Origin of the sequence: Odoribacter splanchnicus DSM 20712 (assembly GCF_000190535.1) — a bacterium.
GTDB classification, from domain to species: domain Bacteria; phylum Bacteroidota; class Bacteroidia; order Bacteroidales; family Marinifilaceae; genus Odoribacter; species Odoribacter splanchnicus.
Genome location: NC_015160.1, coordinates 2913285 through 2936794, shown reverse-complemented (window position 1 = coordinate 2936794; position 23510 = coordinate 2913285). Strand labels below are relative to the sequence as shown.

General features: G+C 47.0%; 14 protein-coding genes and 2 riboswitches. Of the genes, 10 read left to right on the top strand and 4 right to left on the bottom strand.

What is annotated here, in order from left to right; translation table 11 throughout:
• The first annotated feature begins 25 nt into the window (after window positions 1-25).
• The 3 genes from ODOSP_RS12340 to cbiB are packed head-to-tail and all read left to right on the top strand — an operon-like array spanning window position 26 to window position 3493.
• Window positions 26-1519 (top strand): cobyric acid synthase, encoded by a 1494-nt coding sequence (locus tag ODOSP_RS12340; RefSeq protein ID WP_013612633.1) that lies wholly within the window; start codon window positions 26-28, stop codon window positions 1517-1519.
• 2 nt (window positions 1520-1521) lie between these two features.
• A complete protein-coding gene (locus ODOSP_RS12335; protein WP_013612632.1) occupies window positions 1522-2556 on the top strand; it encodes a pyridoxal phosphate-dependent aminotransferase in 1035 nt (344 codons plus the stop codon).
• Window positions 2549-3493 carry an adenosylcobinamide-phosphate synthase CbiB gene (cbiB, locus tag ODOSP_RS12330; protein WP_013612631.1) on the top strand — a complete coding sequence of 315 codons (945 nt, stop codon included), beginning with the start codon at window positions 2549-2551 and terminating at the stop codon, window positions 3491-3493. Before ODOSP_RS12335 ends, cbiB begins: the two co-directional genes overlap by 8 nt.
• Here cbiB and ODOSP_RS12325 read toward each other — a convergent pair.
• Genes ODOSP_RS12325 through ODOSP_RS12315 form a run of 3 tightly spaced genes read right to left on the bottom strand, consistent with a single transcriptional unit; the run spans window position 3486 to window position 9230 of the window.
• Window positions 3486-4787 carry a cobyrinate a,c-diamide synthase gene (locus tag ODOSP_RS12325; RefSeq protein ID WP_013612630.1) on the bottom strand — a complete coding sequence of 434 codons (1302 nt, stop codon included), beginning with the start codon at window positions 4785-4787 and terminating at the stop codon, window positions 3486-3488. The two genes, cbiB and ODOSP_RS12325, sit on opposite strands and share 8 nt — an antisense overlap.
• Before the next feature lie 28 nt (window positions 4788-4815).
• Window positions 4816-6885: a beta-N-acetylhexosaminidase gene (locus ODOSP_RS12320; protein ID WP_013612629.1), complete on the bottom strand. Its 2070-nt coding sequence runs from the start codon at window positions 6883-6885 to the stop codon at window positions 4816-4818.
• A 17-nt stretch (window positions 6886-6902) separates the two neighbouring features.
• Complete coding sequence (locus tag ODOSP_RS12315; protein ID WP_041557387.1) at window positions 6903-9230, bottom strand: glycoside hydrolase family 20 protein; 2328 nt, start codon at window positions 9228-9230, stop codon at window positions 6903-6905.
• Between the two features lie 228 nt (window positions 9231-9458).
• Window positions 9459-9651: riboswitch (cobalamin riboswitch) on the top strand.
• Between the two features lie 55 nt (window positions 9652-9706).
• Between ODOSP_RS12315 and ODOSP_RS12310 the strand changes: the two genes are divergently transcribed.
• The 7 genes from ODOSP_RS12310 to ODOSP_RS12280 all read left to right on the top strand — a co-directional run bounded on the left by ODOSP_RS12310 (window position 9707) and on the right by ODOSP_RS12280 (window position 21728).
• On the top strand, window positions 9707-11911 hold the full coding sequence (locus tag ODOSP_RS12310; RefSeq protein ID WP_013612627.1) for a TonB-dependent receptor: 2205 nt from the start codon (window positions 9707-9709) through the stop codon (window positions 11909-11911).
• A gap of 27 nt (window positions 11912-11938) precedes the next feature.
• On the top strand, window positions 11939-12619 hold the full coding sequence (locus ODOSP_RS12305; RefSeq protein ID WP_013612626.1) for a hypothetical protein: 681 nt from the start codon (window positions 11939-11941) through the stop codon (window positions 12617-12619).
• Between the two features lie 25 nt (window positions 12620-12644).
• Window positions 12645-13265, top strand: coding sequence for a MotA/TolQ/ExbB proton channel family protein (locus ODOSP_RS12300; protein ID WP_013612625.1), 621 nt, complete (start codon window positions 12645-12647; stop codon window positions 13263-13265).
• The gene (locus ODOSP_RS12295) at window positions 13262-13585 is read left to right on the top strand and encodes a DUF2149 domain-containing protein (protein ID WP_013612624.1); all 324 of its coding nucleotides are present in this window, start codon (window positions 13262-13264) and stop codon (window positions 13583-13585) included. The genes ODOSP_RS12300 and ODOSP_RS12295 overlap by 4 nt, the downstream gene beginning before the upstream one ends.
• Window positions 13586-13627: 42 nt before the next feature.
• A riboswitch (cobalamin riboswitch) is annotated at window positions 13628-13829 on the top strand.
• 139 nt (window positions 13830-13968) lie between these two features.
• A complete protein-coding gene (locus ODOSP_RS12290) occupies window positions 13969-16182 on the top strand; it encodes a TonB-dependent receptor (protein WP_162609970.1) in 2214 nt (737 codons plus the stop codon).
• Between the two features lie 36 nt (window positions 16183-16218).
• Entirely contained in the window at window positions 16219-17397 is a 1179-nt protein-coding gene (locus ODOSP_RS18890) for an HmuY family protein (protein ID WP_049782911.1), read from the top strand.
• 83 nt (window positions 17398-17480) lie between these two features.
• Complete coding sequence (locus ODOSP_RS12280) at window positions 17481-21728, top strand: cobaltochelatase subunit CobN (protein ID WP_013612621.1); 4248 nt, start codon at window positions 17481-17483, stop codon at window positions 21726-21728.
• Between the two features lie 319 nt (window positions 21729-22047).
• On the opposite strand, the gene ODOSP_RS12275 is transcribed toward ODOSP_RS12280, so the two are convergent.
• Window positions 22048-23505: an ATP-binding protein gene (locus ODOSP_RS12275; RefSeq protein WP_013612620.1), complete on the bottom strand. Its 1458-nt coding sequence runs from the start codon at window positions 23503-23505 to the stop codon at window positions 22048-22050.
• Window positions 23506-23510: the final 5 nt, after the last annotated feature.

Below are 23510 nucleotides of genomic sequence, written 5' to 3'. Positions count from 1 at the left end.
ATCCTTGCAGCAATCTGTGATAAATATGGAAAAGATAGAGAAAAAAAAACTACGTCCGATTATGTTTGTCGGGACTTGTTCGGATGCGGGAAAAAGTATCCTGAATACGGCTTTTTGCCGTATTTTCAGACAAGACGGCTATCGGCCGGCGCCTTTTAAAGCGCAGAATATGTCGTTGAATTCCTGTTCTACGCCGGAGGGAGGAGAAATCGGAAGAGCTCAGGCCGTGCAGGCGGAGGCATGTGGGATCTTGCCGCATACGGATATGAATCCGGTTTTGTTGAAGCCGTCCACCGATCAGACTTCCCAGGTGATATTGAACGGCAAGGCTGTGGGGAATATGTCCGCCCGGGAATATTTTCGTTCGGGGAACAAAACGCAATTATTTACCGAGGCCGTGAAGGCATTTCATCGTCTGGAGGAAAACCATAATCCTATCGTATTGGAGGGGGCCGGTAGTATCTCCGAGCTTAATTTACGGGACAGGGATATCACGAATATGCGGATGGCAAAAGAGGTGGATGCTGCGACTTACCTGGTGGCGGATATCGATCGGGGAGGAGTGTTTGCTTCTGTTTATGGTTCCGTGATGTTGCTGCCTGAAGAGGAGAGATGCCTGATCAAAGGTGTCATTATCAATAAATTTCGCGGCGATGTGTCACTTTTCGAGGAAGGACGGCAGATCATCCGGGAGCTTACCGGAGTGCCGGTGGTCGGTGTAATCCCTTATTATAAAGATATTCATATCGAAGAAGAAGATTCTGTCGCTTTGGAGGCAAAAGCTTCTGCTGCTGTGGCAGGGAAGATCAATGTGGCGGTGATTCGTCTGCCGAGAATGTCTAATTTCACCGATTTCAATGCATTGGAGAGAGACGGGCGTTTCCATTTATATTATACGGATAAAGCGGAGGAGATCGGTAAAGCGGATGTTATCATTCTGCCGGGAACAAAAAGTACCATAGCCGATTTGCAGGCTATTTATGCCAACGGGGTGGCCGAAGCTGTGGTGAAGGCGTTTCGGAAGAAGAAAAAAGTCATCGGCATTTGTGGCGGGTATCAGATGATGGGAGTGCGGATCGAGGATCCCGGGCAGGTCGAAGGTATGCAAACCGCGACCGACGGATTGGGTTTACTGCCTCTGGTCACGGTGATGCAGGATGCGAAGGTGGTTTGTCAGAGTCATTTCCGTTTTAAGAATTATGAATCGGATTGTGCCGGTTATCAGATTCACATGGGGACGACGACACCTTTACACGCGGGAGGGCGGCAAACAACGCTCAATACCCTTGCGGACGGTACAACCGACGGTTATCGGTTGAACGCAGACTGCTGGGGAAGTTATATGCACGGTATCCTCGACAATCCGGTTGTTTTAGACGATCTGGCCGCAGGTTTCGGAGTGGCTGCCGGCAGTGGTTTTGATTACAGGGCTTTTAAAGAACGGCAATACGACCTTCTGGCCGGTCAGGTACGGAAAGCTGTCGATTTGGACTATATTTATTCAACTTTATTTTTATAACTATGATTCACGGACATGGGGATGACCTTTATAAATCGCAGGTGCAAATAAAAGCGAACTTTTCGACAAATGTCTGGTATGAAGCGGATACCCGTCCCTTGTGTGATTTTTTGAGTACGCATCTCGAAGGTATTTTTCATTATCCGGAACCGGATGCCGGTTCTTTCCGTAAGGTGGCTGCTGCCTGCCACGGGCTTACTCCCGAACAGGTTTTGGTCGGAAACGGGGCTACGGAATTGTTCTATATGGTGGCTCATGCTTTTTCCGGTAATCGTACGTTGATACCTGTCCCGTCGTTTACGGAGTACGAAGATGCATGTACCTTGTATGACCATCATATCCAATTCGTCGGGCAGGTGGATGTGGAGCATATTCCCGAACATACCAATCTGATGTTTATTTGTAACCCCAATAATCCGGACGGACGAATCTGGAGTCTGGAAGAAATTACGGCTTTGGTGAAAAATTATCCGGATATGGTGCTGGTTGTCGACGAATCGTTTATTCATTTTGCTCCCGGGACGGAGTCGGCTTTATCACTGCTGAAAGAATATTCGAATTTGTTGGTTATAAAATCGATGACCAAGTGTTATGCTATTCCGGGCTTGCGTTTGGGATATATGCTGGGAAATCCGGCTATCGTCGAATTTGTGGCTTGCTTCGGGCAGCCTTGGTCTGTGAATGCGCTGGCGATAGAAGCCGGGAAATTCTTGCTCCGGCATGGCGGCGAAGGTTTGCCGGATGCTTCTTTGTTAAGGATCCGGCAGCAGGAATTCGCTGCACAGATGGCCCGAATTCCCGGATTCCGTCCCTTGCCTTCGGGAACGTCTTTTTTTCTCGTAGAAACGGATTACAACAGTTCGGCTTTAAAGAAATATCTGTTGGAGGAACATGGACTATTGATTCGGGATGCTTCCAATTTCAGAGGATTGGATACGCACTATTTTAGGGTGAATACCCTGACTGAGGCAAAAAACCGGCTCCTGTTGGAAGCATTGGAAAGTGTAGATAAAGTCAAATTAGAGCCTTATGAATGAGGTGTGGCTGGTTATTCTTCCCTTGATTGCGGGTTATCTGCTGGATCTGGCCTTTGGGGATCCCCGGACAATCCCGCATCCTGTCGTGGGGTTTGGAAATATGATCTCTTGGGCGGAACGGCATTTCAATTGCGGCCGATTCCGGAAATGGAAAGGGGCTGTCGTGGCACTGTCGTTTCCTTTGTTTGCCGGTATGGCCGGTTGGGGGATAACCGTCGGGACACTGGCCGTTGGGGATTGGTGTTTCTGCATTGTTGCGTCTGTCTTTGTTTTTTATGGATTGGCTAACCATAGCCTGATCCGGGAAGGGAGAGAAGTCGTCGATATATTGAAAAAACAGGGCGTGGAGGCGGGACGCCGGCGCCTGTCCTGGATTGTAGGCAGAGATACGTCGGAATTATCGCCTAAGGGAATATATACAGCTGTACTCGAAACGATGGCAGAGAATCTGAGTGACGGGGTTGTGGCTCCTTTATTTTATTATGCTTTGGGCGGATTTCCGGCTATGATGGCTTATAAGATGGTAAACACCCTGGATTCGATGATCGGTTATAAAGATGAGCGTTACCGGCAGTTCGGTTGTATGGCAGCCCGTTTGGACGATGTATTGAATTATATCCCGGCCCGGTTGACTGCTTTGTTTATGGCCCTGGTAGCCTATCGTCCCGGTCTGTTCCGGTTTATTTACCGTTATTGCCACCAGCATGCCAGCCCGAATTCCGGTTTCCCGGAATCGGCTATGGCGGGAATTTTAGATTGCCGGTTCGGCGGTGCACACGTTTATCACGGTTTGTTGGTCGAGAAGCCTTATATCGGGGATAACGACAGAGAAATAAGCTATGCCGATTTCCGGATCGCAGTCCGGGTGAATCACATGGTAACTCTCCTTACGGTAGTATCGATCGTTGCGGTTTACCTATGTGTGTTTATCAAATAAAGAACGGGGGAAGATCTCCCCAATAAAAGTGAATATAGCTGGCAGTGACATGCCCGGAACGATAAACCGGCGTATCGACTTCCATTCCTTTGGCATTCGTTACCCGGGCAATGGATGGCAGGGGGCTTTGGCCCGGGATTATGCGGGAGTAATGGAATTCGTGGCCCCGGTATTCCTGCCCGTTCAGAAAAATTTTGCGATATCCGAGTTTTAATTTCATATTTTCCATCGTTGCTCCTTGCGGTAAAAAACCGCACATCGGATAGGAATGTCCGTCTGTATCGGTAATATATTCTCCGAGGTACATCATTCCCCCGCATTCGGCAAACAGGTGTCCTCCGTTTTGGCAATAATTCAGTATCGACTGCCGCATCGTCCGGTTTTCACTCAAACGGGAAAGGTAAAATTCCGGGTAGCCTCCGGGTAAATACACCAGGTCGGAGACGGGAAGTTCACTGTCATACAGCGGACTGAAAAAAGTGAGTTTGCCTTTTTGTTCCAGTACACGTAAATTTTCCGGATAGATGAAATTGAAAGCTTCGTCACAGGCGATGGCAATACACATGTCACTGGCATGGCTGTTTGTTTTTCCCGGAAGACAGGACGACGGGGCAGTTGCACAGGAACAAATATCCAGCAAACGGTCGATATCCACCGTCTGTTCCACCTGACAGGCGATCCGGTCGGCAAATTCATCGAAGCAAAACTCACTATCGATGTTCAGGCCCAGGTGGCGGGAGGGTATTTCGATGCCTTTGCATTTGGGCAAATATCCCAGTGCTTCGACGCCGGCATCCCGGCAGGCTTGTTGCAGGTAGGTGTAATGCGATTCGGAACCGACGAAGTTGAATACAGCTCCTGCGATTTGGATATCGGGACGGAAATGTTTGAAACCATAGAGGATTGCTGCGACGGTGTAAGCGGTCGACCGGGCATTGACCACGAGGATAACGGGAAGATGCAACAGGCCGGCAAGTTCGGCGCTGCTACCTGCCATGTTATCGTATCCGTCGAAAAGTCCCATAACCCCCTCGGTGATGCAGATGTCTGCCGTTCGGCTATGCCGGGCATATACCTCCTGTACATGTGTCGCTGAAGCCATGAAGGTATCTAAATTATATGACGTTTGCCCGGCCGCAGCTGCATGATGTTTGGTGTCCAGGTAGTCGGGGCCGCATTTGAACGGTTGTACTTTCAGACCGCGGTTTTTCAGCGCACGCAATAATCCCAGCGTGAAAGTGGTTTTTCCGCTGCCCGACGAAGCTGCACCGATGAGAAATTGAGATGTATGCATATTTTCCGCAATAGATAGTGATTCATTTTTACTTCACGATGATTTCGTCCGTGAACAACCAACCGCGTAAATCCTTGTCCGAACGGGCCTGGTAACGCACGTAACGGGTCGAGGCACATCCTGTCCAACCGAAGTTTCCAAAGCAGACCGGTTTTTCTTTCGATACCTTGTATTCCTCTCGCTTCGCTTCCACGAAATTCTTCCCGTCTGTCGAGAAAGAAACGATCACTTCGCACGGCAAAAACACCTCGGGATTCACCACTTGAATAAAAGTTGCCTCCACGGAAGTTATGCAAATGGCTTTCCCCAGGTCGATAGTTACATCGAGGCGGTCCCGCGATATAAATCCCTGCCACGCACCATCGGAATACGTCCATCCCCCGCGGATGCCATCCGTCAGGGTCTTATCCCCCTGCGCTTTGTAATGTTCGTTATAAGGAGCATTGTACACCACCGGCTTCCCCAATGCCAAATGAACGACCCTTTCCTTTGCTTCGGGACGTTCCCCTAACTCTTGCTCCAGGGGAAAAGGATGGTACCCCCGGTCACGCAACCATCCGATCTCCCGGCATACCCGCCCGCGAAAATCAGGATATGACTTGTTGGCAGGTTCACTCCACGCCACTTCAGCGATAGCCAACAAACGGGGATAAGCCATATATTCGTAATGTTCATCGGTAGGGATATACTCCGCCCACAAATTGCCCTGCACGCCATAAATCAATTTCGCCTCTTCCTCTGTGAACGCGGGAGATACCGGGTCATACGAATACACGTTAGCCAGTGGCAAATACCCCCCGCTTGCTTCCGGCTGAAACTGCGGTGCATCCTGGTAACTATCCAGATAACAAAATTTTCCGGGAGTCATCACGACACGATGCCCGGCTTTCACGGCCCTTACTCCGCCTTCCTCGCCCCGCCACACCATCACCGTGGCATTCGGAGCCAACCCGCCTTCCATGATCTCGTCCCATCCCAACAACTTACGCCCGTGGCCGTTCAAAAACTTCTCCACACGGCAAATCAGATAACTCTGTAATTCATCCTCGTTCTTCAACTCCTCGTCCGCCATCCGCCGCCGGCATTTCGGACAACTCTTCCATGCCTGTTTGCCAGCCTCATCGCCCCCGATGTGAATATATTCCGACGGGAAAAGCGCCATCACCTCGGTAAGTACATTTTCCAGAAAAGTAAACGTTTCCTCGTTACCCACGCAAAAATCAGACCCCTTATAAGGTTCACCCGCACACGATAAACCGGGATAAGCCGCCAATACCTCTTCCGAATGGGCAGGCATCTCTATCTCAGGAATTATCGTGATATGGCGTTCCGCCGCGTAACGCACCAGCTCCCGGATATCCTCCTGCGTGTAATACCCGCCTTGAGCGGCAGGATCCTCCCGCTCGCAATACTTGCGTCCACCGGCAGTATTCCACCATTTCTTCCATTCCGCTTCCGGGCGCCACGCTGCAAAACTTGTGAGCCTCGGGTATTTTTTGATCTCGATACGCCAACCGGCGGCATCCGTCAAATGCAAATGCAAGCGGTTCAACTTATAACGGGCCATAGCGTCTATCTGCTTCTTGACAAACTCCTTCGGGCGGAAATGACGCGAAACATCTATCATGAATCCGCGGTACCCGAACCGCGGGGAGTCTTTAACCGTCACGGCCGGAACTGTCCAGCCTCCCCGTTCATCCGGCTTCATCAATTGCAGCAATGACTGCAAACCGTAAAACAAACCGGTTGCGGTAGAGGCCGATACCGTCACTATTTCCGGTTTAACTTCCAAAACATACCCTTCGGGATGAATGCCCGCATCGGATATTTTTTGAAAAAATACGACATCCTTGCCCGTATGATCTTTTCCGTGCCATTCTTGTCTCCCCGTAGATAACTCCGCTGCCGCGTAATTGACTAAACTTTCCTTCTCCGCTCCACTCAGATTGGTGTGCCATGCCGTAACTTCCGACATACGGAACTCTCCCGTTCCCGGGAGTACTTCCCTCGGGACAGGAATCACCCTTTCCTCCTGTGCCGACAATGTTCCCCAGACACCCAGGAACACGCTGAAAAACAAATTCCGTACAAACGACATATCTTCCGAATCTTTCTTTAATTCACTACTATTTCATCCACAAACAAAAACGCCGGGTAACCTTTCCCGGGATGCCAATCGGGCATTACATTCTCGGGAGAAGCCATAATCCGCATGTAACGGGCTTTCACCGGGGCAAATGTCTGCTTATGCACGTACAATCCGTTACGGTCGGATTCCTGCATCTCCGGGTATTCCCCGAAAAACACGCGCTCAAAATTTTTCCCGTCCTCCGAAACCTCTATGGCCACGGAACGCACGTCGAATATCCAATCCCCTTTTTCTACGCAATTGTGAAATGTCACGGAAGAGATTTCCTCAACCCGGCATAAATCGATCGTCACATCCATATCATTACCCCGGAAAGCGATCCAACGCCCCGTTTTATAATTGCCATTCCCCTGCAAACCATCGACAAGAGTCGTGATTCCGTTGAACTTGTACTGCTCGTTTATGGGCTGGTTAGCGACTATCGGCTTGCAAGTCGATTTGCCGAAAGTGATCTTTTCCGTCACTACGCGGCTGTTTCCTGAGGGACGCACCGCCATCGCCCGAAACGTTCCGCTTTGACTGACAGACAACACCCCCGCCGTCACCGGCGACTGAACCGTGGGTTCCGTCCCGTCCAGCGTATAATGAATCGGTGCGTCGTCAATCGTGCCCGTGAAAATATCCACCGTCCCGTTTTTCGTGTTAACGCGATAATCTGCCGTCACATCGAATATATGCTTCGCGTAATTATATCCCAGGGCATCGTACAAACGAGTCAGCCGCAACAATCGTTCTAGAAAATCAGCGTAATCTTTCTTCTCCGGTTGGCTCCACTGAATTTCGCAAAGAGCCGCCCAGCGCGGTAAAGCCATGTATTGTAATTGCGGGAAAGTGGTGATATATTCCGTCCAATGGTTCGCCTGCACGCCTTTGATAAACTTCTGCTCGTCAGAAGTGAGCATTGAAGGTATGGGTTCGTAACCATACACGTGTGCTAGCGGGGAGTAACCTCCATTCGCTTCCGGTTCTTCCTCGGTATCCTTGCTCTGGTAATGATTGAAATACAAGTAAGTGTCCGGAGTCATGATCACATCATGATGTTGGCGTGCGGCCTCGATACCTCCACCTTCCCCGCGCCAGGACATCACCGTGGCATTCGGGGCCAAACCGCCCTCCAGTGTTTCGTCCCAGCCGATCATCCGGCGCCCGTGTTCATTTAAAAATTTCTCCGCGTGGCAAATAATAAAACTCTGCAAATATTCCTCCTTCGTGTGCCTGTCGTCACCTTTGATACCCAATGCTTTGATACGGGCCTGACATTTCGGGCATTTTTCCCATCTCACCTTGGGGCACTCGTCTCCTCCTACGTGAATGTACTCGGAAGGAAAAATCTCCATAATTTCTGTCAATACGTCATCGATAAAAGTCAACACGCTGTCGTTCCCTGCACAAAGCACTTCTTCGGACACTCCCCACATTCTCCACACTTCGTACGGACCTCCGGTACACCCCAAATACGGATACGCGGCCAATGCCGCCTGCATATGTCCCGGCAAATCGACCTCGGGGATCACGGTAATATAGCGTTCGGCGGCATAGTCCACTATTTCCCGTGCTTGCTCCTGCGTGTAAAAACCGCCATACGGCTTACCGTCATATTTACCGCTATTATGCCCGATCACCGTTTCCGTGCGACGGGAACTTACTGTTGTCAACTCAGGATATTTCTTTATCTCGATGCGCCATCCCTGGTCGTCGGTAATATGCCAATGTAATCGGTTCATGTTATGCAAAACCATCATATCGATAAACTTCTTCACCTCGTCTACCGTGAAAAAATGGCGGCACACATCGAGATGTACCCCCCGGTAACCGAAACGCGGCTCGTCTTCTATCCCGACAGCGGTTAATACGGGAACACTGTTCGCCTTTACAGGGATAGCCTTGCGCAACGTTTGTATGCCATAGAATACGCCTGCCTCACTTGCCCCGGCAATCACTACTCCGCTGGCAGACACATTCACACGGTACCCTTCCGGATTTTTAATACTCGAATCTAATTGTAACGTTACATTTTTCTTCCTGCGCGAACCGGTTTCCACCCGGTAATCCCGTCCGGTAGCCGCTTTCAGGTAATCCGCCAGAAACAAAGCGTTGTGGCGCATTGCCACGTTCTCTCCCGGGTAAACAATACACACGCCATCATCCAACACGAATTCCCCGCCTGAAAAATTCTCCCGGATTTCCAGCGGGGCAGGAATAATTTCGTAACACGACTCACTCTTTTTCTCTGAACACGCTAAAAACCAGCCGGCTAAAGCAATCACGCTGACTGTTCTAAATAAATTTTTCATAATAACCATTTCATAACTACAAAAATAACACATGCAAATAAAATAACAAACACGTGCCCGAAGTAATAGGAGAATAATATAAAACGCCATCTCTTTTTTTACCGGTGTTTCGCTTTTAACAAGACCGGATTCGGTTCGACTGTCGTTCCTGAGTCGTAGGCTTCCTGGGCGTTTCCAGTTCATTGAATAATTTCCCGGTTTGTTGCAGGAGATTTTTTTAATTTTTTCTACCTTTACTGCAATTTTGGTGATGTAATAGATTTCATCCGTTACATAAAAGGGAATCCGGTGAGAATCCGGAATAGTGCCCGCTACTGTGAATCCCGTAATTGATAAGTTTCTTATGCCACTGTCCAATGGAGGATGGGAAGGTCGCTTTTCAGGGATAAGTCAGGAAACCTGCCGGAATTATACAGAAAATAAGCATTCCCGGGGTCAGAAATGTGATCGTTAAATGTCTAATTTTCTATCGATTAATGAAAAAGTGGTGTGCGCTGACAAGCGTTTTGTTGTTTGTCATTGGTCAGGTATGGTCGCAAACGACTATCAGCGGTAAAGTGGTGAGTGTTGAATCCGGGAATCCGGTAGATGGTGCCAATATCCGGGTAGACCATAGTCTTGCGGGTTGTTCGACCAATGCTAAAGGAGAGTTTGTCCTTCGGAATCTGCCCGAAGGAACCCATGAGTTGCGGGTGACTCATGTCAGTTATGCTCCCAGATCGGTTACGGTAAAGAGCGGGGAAAGCCAGGTCGTTGTGCAATTGGAAAACAGCTACATCAATATCGGTCAGGTTGTAGTCACCGGAACGGGAACACACCGGCGGATGAAAGACAGCCCGGTGCCGGTATCGGTTATTACGGCTCAGGATATCCGGGAAGCCAACCTCTCGACCATGGAAGAAGTATTGACTAAGATGAATGCTTCGTTTGCTTTTGTGACGAGCGGTATGGGGACAACCATGAGTTTGAACGGCCTGAATGACGATTATATACTGGTGTTGGAAAATGGGCGCCGGCTGGCCGGGGATGACCGGATTTCCCGTATCAATGTCGCTAACATCAAGCGGGTCGAGATTTTGAACGGTGCTGCCTCGGCGCTTTATGGAAGCGATGCGATAGGAGGGGTGATCAATATTATTACCGACGATGCGAAGAATGTGATGCAGGTTTCCAGTGATACCCGTTATGGGAGTAAGGGGCGTTTCTCGGAGGCTGTGAATGCAGATTTTAACCGGGGTAAATTCGGTTCGTATACCTCCTATCAACGCTTGCAGGCCGACGGATGGCAATTGAATGCTTTGGAGGCTGCTTATGCGACGGATAAAGAGACAAAACGGAAATATCGTAATCCGGAAAAAGACAAGGCAACGGATAAGGAAGCTTCGACAGCCTTTTATTCCAATACAGTGAATCAACGTTTTACCTATGCGGTGAACGATCGTCTCACCCTGGGGATAAGGGGTACGTATTATAATTGGGAGAACGATCGGCCGGCATCGGTGTATAAATACAATATGGAGCATGAAACGTATACTTATGGCGCAGGAGCTAAATATATGATCAATAAATCTGCTTATATCGATGCCGATTTTTATTCCGATAATTTCACTTCGCGTTACGACTCGGTCAGTAAGCCCGGAGAAGCTTCCCGGGGGAAAGATACCCGGAAAAAAGTACATTATTACAATGGTTCGTTAAAAGGTATTTTTAAACTCGGACAGGCACAAAAGTTTTCTGTGGGTATGGAGTATGTGAAAGAGACATTGATGAGTGCTACCGATGATCTGGATGGGGAAAATATGTATACGATGGCTCTTTTCCTGCAGGATGAAATCCGGTTGTGGAAGAATTTTCAGGCTGTGGTCGGGTTGCGGTATATCTATAACGAATTTTTTAAAAACTATGCTACTCCCAATGTTGTCTTGAGTTATAAGTGGGGCGACCTGAATTTCCGGGCATCTTATGCTTCCGGTTTCCGGACTCCTACCTTATCCCAGTTGTATGCCACGGATGTGGCGAAAACGACGGATATGGTGACGATTCCTAATTTTAACCTGAAATCCGAGAAAAGTGATTATTTTATGCTGAATGCAGAATACGTACACAATAGAATTTCGTTTTCTGTATCCGGATATATCAATAAAATCCGGGATATGATCAACTACCGGGGAATCGATCCGGCTATAGCCGAACAGTTGGGGTATGGTAAACACAATGAGGCCCAACAGCGGGATAATATAAGCCGGGCTGAGGTAAAAGGGGTAAAAGCAGTATTGAATGTATATGCCGGAGCCGGTTTTTCGGTGGGGGGAAGTTATCATTTTATGGATACCGAAGATAAGACAACTCAGGAACCGATCGATAAAAGTGTGAAAAATGTCTGGACGGCCAATGCCCGCTGGGGACACCGCTGGGGATTATATCATCTGAATGTCAACCTTAACGGTCGCATCCAGGAAGGGCGCTACTCTAAGACCTATTATTACGATCCTGCTCCCGGTTTTTCACAATGGGATCTGAATACCCGGCATTCTTTTAACTTGAAATCGGTGGTATTGGAACCGGGGTTCGGGGTGGAAAATCTTTTCGACAAAGTCGACGACCGCCCCTGGAATAGTAATTACTCGACTTTGAATCCCGGTCGTTCGTTTTATGTCAGTTTGTCTGTAAGATTTAATTGATGCGACTATATTGTTTTTGAATTTTATATGGAACATATCCTCTTGCTTTTAGCAATATTGGCACTGGTAAAGTCGGTGTGGGTGATGAGTTTGTGGCCCGGGAAACGGTGTGTTTTAGTATTTGGTTGCATATGTGTGGTTTTTATCGTTTCAGTCCATGATTGTGTCATAGAACTGGGAAAGCCTGTCTTTGACCGGTGGATTTCTGATTATGATTCTTTACTGGATCTTTCCCTGTGGGCTATGGCGGATCTTTTACTGACTGCTTTCCAATGCCGGGTTGCTATGCAATACCGGTTCGGCGGTTCTCTGAAGTTTTGGGAAAAAATGCTATTGTATTGTCCACCGGTAATTATTTTCCCTGTCTTATTTTATCTTCATTTCTCTTTTTTTTATTGGTTTCCTGGCCTGAGTTTCGGACAAGGGACAGGTCTGTTCGGTGTTTGTATTTTGGGTATAGTGAGCGGGGGAACCTGGGGAGTAAAGAAGTTGTTGCCTGAGGTGGAGCTGCGTTTGGAATTGACCGTTCTTTTGGCTTTATTTCTTTTGGCAGGGATTGTGGTGTGTACGGTCTTGCATCCTTCGATACAAGTGGTTCCTGCCATCCGGACGGCGGATTGGAGGCAGACGCTTGAAGTTGCCGGAGTAATGTTATTTTTGATTTTCGGAGGTTTTATCCTGTGGAAATGGCGGAAGTGTAAAAAATGAAATTCAGAATATAAATCTTTAAATCATGGAAAATATTTCGAATGTATTGTTTTGGATCTCTAACGGTTTGTTGGTACCTGTCATTGTAGGTTTGTTATATTTTTTTATCCGGGCTTTGTTTCTTTTAGGGGGAGTTTACGGGGAATATCTCGAACGTAAAAAAACAGAACGGGATTTGAATGAAAAGTTGGAAAATATGGCTGAAGAGGAGGTGTATGGATTTCGGACGGATTTGGGGAAAATGCAACCGACTCCTTTTGTCTTTACCGCCCGGAAGTTGTTGGCTGACGGGATGACTTCCATTCACCGGGATCGTCTGATCGGCGGATATGAAATACAGGAAAGTGCCCGTTTGAATATTGCAAAAAATCTGACGAAATTTGGTCCGATTCTGGGATTGATGGGTACTTTAATCCCTATGGGACCGGCCTTGGTGGGGCTTTCCATCGGGGATGTGGCATCGATGGCTTATAATATGCAGGTTGCTTTTGCAACCACTGTTATCGGATTATTTTCGGGTGGGATAGGTTATATTTTGTTACAAGTGAAACAACGGTGGATCGACCGGGATCTGTTGAATCTGGATTTTTTGGCGGGATTGGCCGGAAGGCTTGAGGAACAGGCAGGAAAGGAGGAGATCCGATGAGTCGCCGGCATTTTAATCATCGGGAGGAACATGATCCTGTAGGGATGCTGTCTAATCTGTTCGATGTCGCTATGGTATTTGCTGTAGCGCTGATGGTGGCTTTGGTCACCAAGTTTAATATGACAGAGATCTTTTCGAAGGATGATTTTACAATTGTAAAAAATCCGGGAAAAGAAAATATGGAGATCATTACCAAAGAAGGGGAAAAAATAAATCGGTATAAACCATCTGACAGTGAGGGAGAAGTTGGAAAGAAGGGAAAGAAAATAGGGATTGCTTACGAATTAGAAAATGGAGAAATTATCTATATACCGGAATAAAAATTTTAACTTATTTTTCAAGAAATTCATTGTAAAATATTATATCTTCACATCGATTTTGGTGAATTTCATATTTTCTGTATGAAATGTGAGGGAATCCGGTGAAAATCCGGAACAATGCCCGTTGCTGTAATCTCTTTCCATATTGTTGGAAATATCTACTCACCTTATGCCACTGGAGATTGTCCGGGAAGGCGAGGTAGACGGAGAAAGTCAGAAAACCTGCCGGAATCGGACAATCTTTATTGTTTTCGTGGATCAAGAACAATGAATGAAGAACATAAACAGCTATTGTTTTTATTAACAATGACGGATACAAATCAAGAGGTAGAGTAAATGCCCGTTGCTTGATGGGTGTCGTGTTTATTCAACAAAATATAGACATGAAAAAGTTTTTGTGGGTCATAGGCGGTGTGCTTATGCTGTGGGGGATTCCGCTATCCGGACAGCAGTCCGTAGCACCGGAGATCCCGGAGAGTGCGGTTCGGATGACAAAGGTGTCCGGACAGGTGGTTGATGAAAATACCGGTGATGGGATTCCGCTGGCGACGATTAGTGTAACTGGTTTGGGCTGGGGAACGGTGTGTGACATGAAGGGTTATTTCAAGGTAGAAGTGCCTGTGAATCAGCCTGCTGAATTAACAGTGCGTTCTGTGGGATACGAGACGAAGACACTGGTATTGGAATCGGATGTCACCGGGAATCTGGTCGTTCGGCTGAAGAAAAGCCTGCTGAACCTGGATGAGGTGACGGTAACGGGTACGCGAACGGAAAAAACAGTGGCTGAAACGCCGGTAATGACACGGATTGTGCCATCGGAAGTATTGCAACGGAACGATTTCGAGAGTATGATCGATGTGTTGGAGTATAATATTCCCGGTTTGCGTTTTAATACCGATCCTCGTGGAAATAATATTCAGGTACAGGGGTTGGAAAACAGTTATATTTTGATCCTGGTAGACGGAGAACGTTTGTCGACGACACCGGGCGGACCGATCGATTTCGACCGGTTGACGACTGCCAATATCAAAAAAATCGAGGTATTGAAGGGAGCTGCTTCGGCCTTGTATGGATCGAGCGCGATGGGGATGGTTATCAATATCATCACGGATATACCGAAACGTCCGCTGGAAGGCTGGGCGAAGGTGCGTTATGGAAAGTACAACGATTTGCAATTAGATGCCGGAGTGGGGATGAAATACAAAGGATTTTACGCTCAGACACTTTTCAATCGTACTTCTTCGGATGGATATGACCTGACACCGGAAACTCCGGAATCTTTTACAGAAAATCCTTCTCACCATATGACCATCGAAGAGAAATTGGGTTGGAATAACCAGTATTCCCGCATCACGGTGAAAGGTTCGTTGTATTGGGGTGAAGTGGAAAATCCCTGGGAAAGTACTGCGCCGACACATTACCGTAGTCTGACCAAAACACTACAGGTGAACGCCGAACATGCTTTTAATGACCGCTATAAATTGTACGGTACTTATGCAGGAGATTTTTATACACGTAAGACAGTATATGATTTTCTCTACCTTCCGGATAGCACGAACGCCTGGTCACACGAGCAGACCGTCCGTTTGGTGGATGAATTTAAGCCCTGGGACAATTTGGTGATCGTTAAGGGGTTCGAATGGAACGGGACGAAAAACTATAATAAAATGCAGTATGGTAAAGAAAAAACGATCCGGGATATGGACGATGCCAATCTGTTTGCGCAAGCCGACTGGATGATTACCGATCGGCTGGAGGTGATTGGCGGATTCCGTTATACACACAATTCCGAATTCGGGAGTGCCTTTACACCGAAAATAAATCTGATGTATTCTCCGGGTAATTTCAAGATCCGGGCAGGATACAGCCGGGGATTCAAGACTCCGGGCCTGACAGAGTTGTATTCGGATTTTAATATGGGAAGCGTGTCGCATAATATCGGGAATCCCGATCTGAAAGCGGAACATTCCGATTATTTTTCGGTTTCCGGTGAATATACCTGGCAGGGACGGTTGATGTTGACGGCTGAGTTGTATCAAAATACGGTGGACAATAAGATCAATAGTTATAATGTGGATATAGAGGATCCGAAGCCGGGAGAATTGGGGACAGAGCTTCGTTATGAAAATGTCAAGGGGGTACGTATCCGGGGGGCGGAGGCTACAGCAACGTATTATCCGGTATCGGCATTGCTTTTACGGACATCCTATGCTTTCTGTGATGCTTTGAATAAGGAGACTGGATTGCAATTGTCCGGTAACTCGAAACATGCGATGAATTGGAGTGCTTCGCTGCATGGTAAATTGTTAAAACACGAAGGGGCTGTAACCTTGTCCGGACGCTGGGATTCGAAGCGAATCTCCAAGAGCAGACGGACAGAAACAGATGATTCCGGGCAGGAAGTGGAGGTGATTACCACCCGGACCAAACCGGGTTATACGATGTGGAAACTGACGGCGCAATATACACCCTGGACATGGAAATATATGCGTCTGTCGGTGACCGGTGGTGTCGATAATCTGTTCGATTTCGTCGATACGAGTATTATTTACGACCCGGGACGGCGGTTTTTCGGTTCGTTGATATTACGTTTTTGATAAATAGTTTTCTAATTAATCAATAAAATGAAGAGCATGAATTTAAGACTGAATTTGATGAAGTGGGCCTGCGTTGTATTGGCGTTGGCTGCTGTCGCTTGCGATGATGATAAGAAAAAAACATTACCGGGCGGCGAAACGACTGAGGGGGAAAGAACCCGTACTTTTTTTTCCAATGATTATGCAAGTGGATGGAAATATTTCTCTTTTAAGAAAGGAAATTTTATAGAAACTCCGGCAAAACCTAATGAAAGTTTGGATTGGGATGTCGCTTTCAACCGTTATTATGTGAAAACGAACAGCGGGACTTCAGGTAAAGGTAAAGGAGGATGTATCGATTCCGAAGAAACCGGTTTTGATGCTGTTACTGTTGACAAAAATGCAGCTTTTACAGTAGACGATTCTTTGAGTATTATGACTACGATGGGAAAGAATGGTAAGGATTCTTATAATCCGGAGATAGAGTGTGAGGGATCTAATAGTTGGGCATGGTATAAATATATGGAAGGCGTCTGGTATTATAACCATCATGTTTTCATTTTCCGGTCGGCAGACGGACAAAATTGTGCTAAGGTGATTTTCGATACCTACAAAGATCAAATGGGAAACAGCGGACATATAACTTTCCGTTATATTTATGACGGAGAGCAGGATGCCGATATCGAACAGCCGAAAGAGCCGGAACAACCGGAAGAGCCCGCTCCGGCAGGCGTGACGAAAGATACGGTGGTAAGCAATTATATGGGCGGCCACCGGTGGCATTATTATTCTTTTGCTAAGGGAGAGCTTGTTGATATGACAGACGAGGAAGCTGCTGAAAGTTTGGAGTGGGATATCGCTTTTGACCGGAATTATATCCGGACGAACAGCGGGGAAGGTTGCAAAGGTAATGGCGGAGCCTTGGACATGAATAAGACGGAGTTCGACGATGTGCCCAATCTGCCGACCAGCGGGTATGAGAAGGATAAAACAGCTACCATACAGAATAGTCCGATGTCTTCGCAGAAAGAGATAGAAACAGCCATCAATCCGGCTTTTGTATGCCATGAGGTGGAAGGAACGTGGTTTTATGTAGCAGGTATGGGAGGGGGATATGAGTACAATAACAATGTATTCGGTATCCTGTGTGCCGACGGAACAACGAAAGCAAAACTGATTATGCGTTCTTACGGAAGTAGTCAGATTATTTTTGAATTTGTTTATCCTGCACGTTAAAGTGGTTATTAGATAGTAGTATGATTAGTCCCCGGTAGAGATGATTTATCGGGGATACTCTTAATTTATAAATGTAGTGTGTTATGAGTTTAAAGTCAGGGATATATAAGCATCGTAGAACGGTGCGGCGGGTGGTTGCCGGGGTTGTCGTATTGTGTTGTTTGTGGGCGGTTTATATCCGCTATGTTTCGCCGACACGGGTGGCTCTGGTTAATTTCCCCGCTTATCAGGCATCGAGTATTGCGTTGGCGAACGAAAGCCGGTGGGTACGGGTGGATGTGCTGACAGTAGAGGAGGCCGCAAAAATAGGCCGCTATGATGTAGCTTTGTTTTTCGGACCGGGGTTGCGGCTGAATGGTGATCAGGCGGCGGATATTGAGGCGGCGGGAGCTAAGGGAACGGCGGTTTATACACTGATTTTTCCATCGGGAGTTATTGCAAACCATCATGTAGATAGTTTACAGCAGGAGTTGATCGGTGATTATTACGGGAATGGAAATAAAACGAATTATAAGAATTTACTGGGTTTCTGCCGGACGGCATTGGACCGGCGGAAGTGGTTTGCGCCGGCAGTAGACAGACCGGTGCATTTGCCTTCTGATTATTACTGGCATTTGGGTGAGGAAAATTTTTTCACGGACTTGAACGGGTACAAGAGCTATTGTCGCGAGCATGGTTTTTACAAGGAAGGAGCGCCTTCCGTAGCTCTTGTTTCCGGGATGACTTCACCTTTGAGCGGTAACCGGGCAAATGTAGATACCTTGATTCGCCGTTTGGAGCGTGCCGGAATGAACGTTTATCCGATTCATGCGGCGCGGAAACGGTTGGAAATGTTGAAAGAAGTATCACCGGATGCCGTGATTTATTTGCCGATGGGACGTTTGGGAGGCGATCGGGCAGTGAAGTGGCTTGAGGAGCGGAATATCCCTTTGTTTTGTCCATTGACTTTGCTGCAAAAACGGCAGGAGTGGGAAGCTGATCCGCGTGGGTTGACAGGTAGTTATCTTTCGGCTAGTGTCGTGCTGCCGGAAATTGACGGAGGAGGGCGTCCGGAGGTATTGTCGGTTCAGGATGCCGATGAAAACGGATATTATCAGTTTGTGCCGGTGGATGACCGGGTAGATGATTTGGTAGAAGCAATTTGCCGGCAGGTGAAATTACAGCGGATGCCAAACCGGGATAAACGTATTGCTGTTGTTTATCTGAAGGGACCGGGACAGAGTGCTCTGACAGCAGCAGGGTTGGAAGTGGCACCTTCGTTGTATGAATTGCTGAAACGGTTGAAAGCGGAAGGTTATACAGTAGAGGGTATTCCGGAAACGGAAAAGGAATTCGAGGCGATGCTCCAACGGGAAGGTAGTGTTTTCGGTAGTTATGCGAAGGGACGGATTGCGGAGTTTATGGCGACGGGACATCCTGAGTGGATAAAAAAATCGGATTATGAAGCGTGGGTGCAAAAGGTGTTGACTCCGGAAAAATATGCGGAGGTGGTGGAGCGTTATGGAGAGGCTCCCGGTAGTTATATGGTTGGGGAACAAGATGGTGAACCGGCTTTGGCGTTTGCTTGTCTGCATTTTGGAAATGTGGTTTTAATGCCACAACCACCTGCGGCATCCGGGGATGATGAGTTTAAGATTGTACATGGTGCAAAGGTGGCACCACCTCATGCTTATATGGCTCCTTACCTTTGGATTCAGAACGGATTTAAAGCGGATGCCTTAATCCATTTCGGAACGCATGGTAGCCTGGAATTTACGCCGGGTAAGCAGGCCGCTCTGTCGCGGGAGGACTGGTCAGACCGGATGGTAGGAACTTTACCGCATTTTTATTATTATACCATTGCAAATGTGGGTGAAGGGATCGTAGCCAGGCGAAGGACGTATGCTTCACTGGTGTCTTATCTGACACCTCCGTTTATGGAGAGCCGTACACGCGGACAGTATGAAGAACTTTTCGACTTGATTGCTCGTTACGACCGGACTTCGGAAGTACAACGACAGGAGGTGGCATTGCAGATTAAGCGGAAGGTGGTTGCATTGGGATTACATCATGATTTGCAGCTGGATAGTGTGATTACTATACCGAGTACAGAGCAGGAGATTCGGCAGGTAGAGAGTTTTGCCGAAGAAATTGCCAATGAAAAGATGACGGGCAAGCTTTATACAATGGGGCAAGTGTATGCCGGGAAAGAAATGGAGGAGACTGTCGTTGCCATGAGTGCCGAGCCACTGGCCTATAGTCTGGCCCGGCTTGACCGGCAGAAAGGGAAAATTACACCGGAACAATATAATGATAATGTGTTTATATCCAGATACTATTTGTCAGATTCCCGTCAGTTGGTGAGAAAGGCACTACGGACTGGCAGCAATTTGTCGCTCGGGGAGTTGGGGGTGAATATGGAAGATGTGATGCGGGCGAAAGCGACGGAAATGGCTGTAAGTCCGCGGCAATTGTCGATGAGTGAGATGATGGCGATGGCTTCGGAAGCAGGTAATAATATTTCCGAAGGCGTGAAAAAAAGTGAGGGAGGAATGAAAATGCCGGCCGGAATTCCGAAAGTCGGTAAGATGCCGGATTGGGTGAAAAAAAGGATTGAAGCCCGGAAAAAGGCGGAAGCGGAAGGGAAAAAAGCGGAGATGCCGGAAGTTCCGGCGGAAGAAAAAGAATTTGCACAGGCGGTTGGGGAGATTGAGCGGACAGCTGAAAATATACAACAGTATGTACAGGAATTGCGTGAGTCTCCGGAACGGGAAATGCGTTCGTTGTTGAATGCGTTGAACGGTGGATTTATAGCTCCGTCGCCGGGAGGGGATGCTGTGCGTAATCCGAATACACTGCCGACCGGGCGTAATCTCTTCGGTATTAATGCCGAAGCAACACCTGGTGTGAGGGCCTGGGACGAAGGGAAGGCGTTGGCCAAGTCCACGCTCGACCGGTATTATCGTAAGCATGGTGAATATCCGCGTAAAGTCAGTTACACTTTTTGGGCGGGGGAGTTTATCGAAACTGAGGGAGCGACTTTGGCTCAGGCTTTGTATATGTTGGGGGTTGCCCCTGTTCGTGACGGAATGAATCGTGTGACAGATCTGCGTTTGATTCCATCGGCTGAACTGGGTCGGCCGAGGATAGACGTTGTGGTTCAGACCTCCGGACAATTACGTGATGTGGCTGCTTCCCGTTTGGAATTATTGACTAAGGCTGTGAAAATGGTGGCTCAGTCGGAAAATGACACTTGCGGGAATTATGTGTCGGAAGGAACGGTAGAATCAGAAAGAATTTTGTTGGAAAAAGGTTTCTCTCCGAAAGAAGCCCGTGAACTGTCGACAGTACGTGTTTTCGGTGGAGCCGGTTATGGAACGGGAATCACAGGATTGGTGGAAAAAGGAGATGCCTGGGAAAAGGAATCCGAGATTGCTGCCCGTTATCTAGTGAATATGGGGATGATGTACAGTGACGGTAAAGCCTGGGGTAAGTATGGTAAAGAAGTTTTTGAAGCGGCTCTACATGATGCGGATGTGGTTGTTCAACCCCGTCAGAGTAATACATGGGGAGCTTTGAGTTTGGATCATGTTTATGAGTTTATGGGTGGTCTGAATCTTACGATAAGGCAGATTACGGGTAAGGATCCGGAAACTTATTTGAGTGACTACCGGAACAGGAACCACATGCGCGTGCAGGACCTGAAAGAGGCGATAGGGGTAGAAGGACGTACTACTCTTTTTAATCCTGAGTATATTCGTGAAAAAATGAAAGGAGGTGCTTCGTCGGCCGCTCTTTTTGGTGAAACGATCCGGAATACTTTCGGATGGAATGTGATGAAGCCTTCGGTGATAGGAAACGATATTTGGGATCGTATCTATCAAGTGTATGTAAAAGATGAGTTCAATCTGGGGATACACCGTTTTTTTGAAGCGGAAAATCCGGCAGCGTTGCAGGAGATTACAGCAGTGATGTTAGAAACAGCACGGAAAGGATACTGGAAAGCAACGGAGGAGCAATTGAGGGAAATATCCGGCTTGCATGTCCGGTTTATCAGTGAGCATGGACCGGCCTGTTCCGGATTTGTATGCGATAATCAGAAATTGCAGAAATTTGTAATTTCTCATATATCTGAAAATGGCCGTGAAGTATATCAGAAACAATTGGACAGGACCCGGGAAGTGCAAACCGAACATAGGCAGAATGCGGTGGTGTTGAAAAAAGAGGTTTCTTATCAGCCGGCGCAAGAAAACCGGAATACCTTAATCGGTCTGAAACCTGTATTTACCGGGATGCTGATCGTTGGGATACTATTGGTTTTAGTGGTAATCTGGAGGCGGAAAAAAAGATAAATGAGAATTTAGCAGTTGGTTTGACCACCTAGTTTAGCTTCTATCTCTTTGATTTTCAGCTTGCCCTACATTAGTTTCGGAAGAAGTGTGTCACGAAGGCAAATAAGCCTGTCATTTTCTTGTAACACCTTTGCCATTTGCTCAAAATGGCAAAGGTGGCGTTCATCGTTCTTGCCTCATATTCGGAGGGTATTCTGATTTCAAATTCGGGCAATGCTTTTTTATTAAGGTGAAGTACGGTAGTTCCATTCACATATCCGAGACAATGTCCCTTAAATTGTATTTTGATATAAAGGGCAAAGAGATTGGCTATTTTATCTTATTTATCAGTTATTATCCATTCTCCTATTTTACCTCCCTTTCTAGTCAGCCTTTCATCTGCTCGTAATTGCCCCATTATCTTACGAACTTGCCGTTCACTTAAATCAAGCCTTCTTGCAAGTTCTGCCCTTGATATAGAAGGATTATTCTTTATCAGTCCAATAAGGTCTTCGACTTCTTTTGGATCACTTTGGATCATCTTTGGATCATCTTTGGATCGCTTTGGATCGCTTTGCTCTTCTGTCCTCCAAATGACTACTCTGAAATCTTCCTCCTGGTAAAACTCCGGTGTCTTCAACCCATAATCGCGACATTTCTCAATAATATCTTCTGTACCAGTACCAACCTTCTCGATATACCCCTTCCAATACATCGGATCGGCTATCAATGGATTAGTCGGCAGAGACTTATGAGGTCCTTGAAGTTTCTGCACCGTGAGTCCATACGGTAGTTGTCCTGGATTCCAAATCTCCAGCCTATTCCGGAATAGCATCACCTGAACACTTGCATTACTCGTATAATCTCTATGACAAATGGCATTGACAATCGCTTCTTTAACTGCATCAATAGGCAATTCAGGATGAGTTGGAACAGATGCTGTTTCTCCTTCATCACGAGTACCCACCCAATTATTCACACGACTCATTACAAAACTCGTTGATTGATCCACCAATTCAAATACATCTCCACGATAAATCTGATATGCTGGCATAGGCTTTCTCACCACATTACCATAAAACTGAACGCATTTAACTTCTGAAGGTATGAAATATTTCTGAGGTTTCTTGCCGAAAAGCAGAATTGCAGCATTGGCAATCCTATCGTTTTCATCAATCAAATCCAAATGAGTAAGCAACTCTTTTATGGGAGTATCTACCGAAAGTGGAAAATTTCGTTTTGAACGGGCAACTTGAAGAAAACTACGTATTTTATCCTCATCCAAATCATCAAGTGTAGCTCCATTGTCGTATGAGGCATCGAACGGTCGCCATCTTATATATTCTTTTTCCTCAAGATAACGAATCAATGATGCATATACAGATGTACGTAATCCTTCTAAATCCACGAATGTCTTGCGAACAATATCACGCTCCACTTTCTTTATCAGAGCAGTCTCTTTTGGATGCCTATCGTCTTCATTAATGCTCTTGATATAGATTAAACGGCTCTTATGTAATTCCGCAGCTAAATCGTATTCTCGTTCTGTCGGTGAAACACCCTCTGCATCTTCATATCCGTACAAATTACCATACAAGCCCAAGTATATATCACATAGTTTCACCTCATTCAAATATACATGACTTATCGGATACTCATTCGCTGGAACCTCCTCAAAAATGAAAGGTTCAAAAAATTTCCCCAACAATACATCTGTTCGGATATAATGACAAAGCATAGCTCGCTCTTTCGAGAACTCACTCTGTACACTGCTTATGAATATTTTAATTCGTCTCATAAATG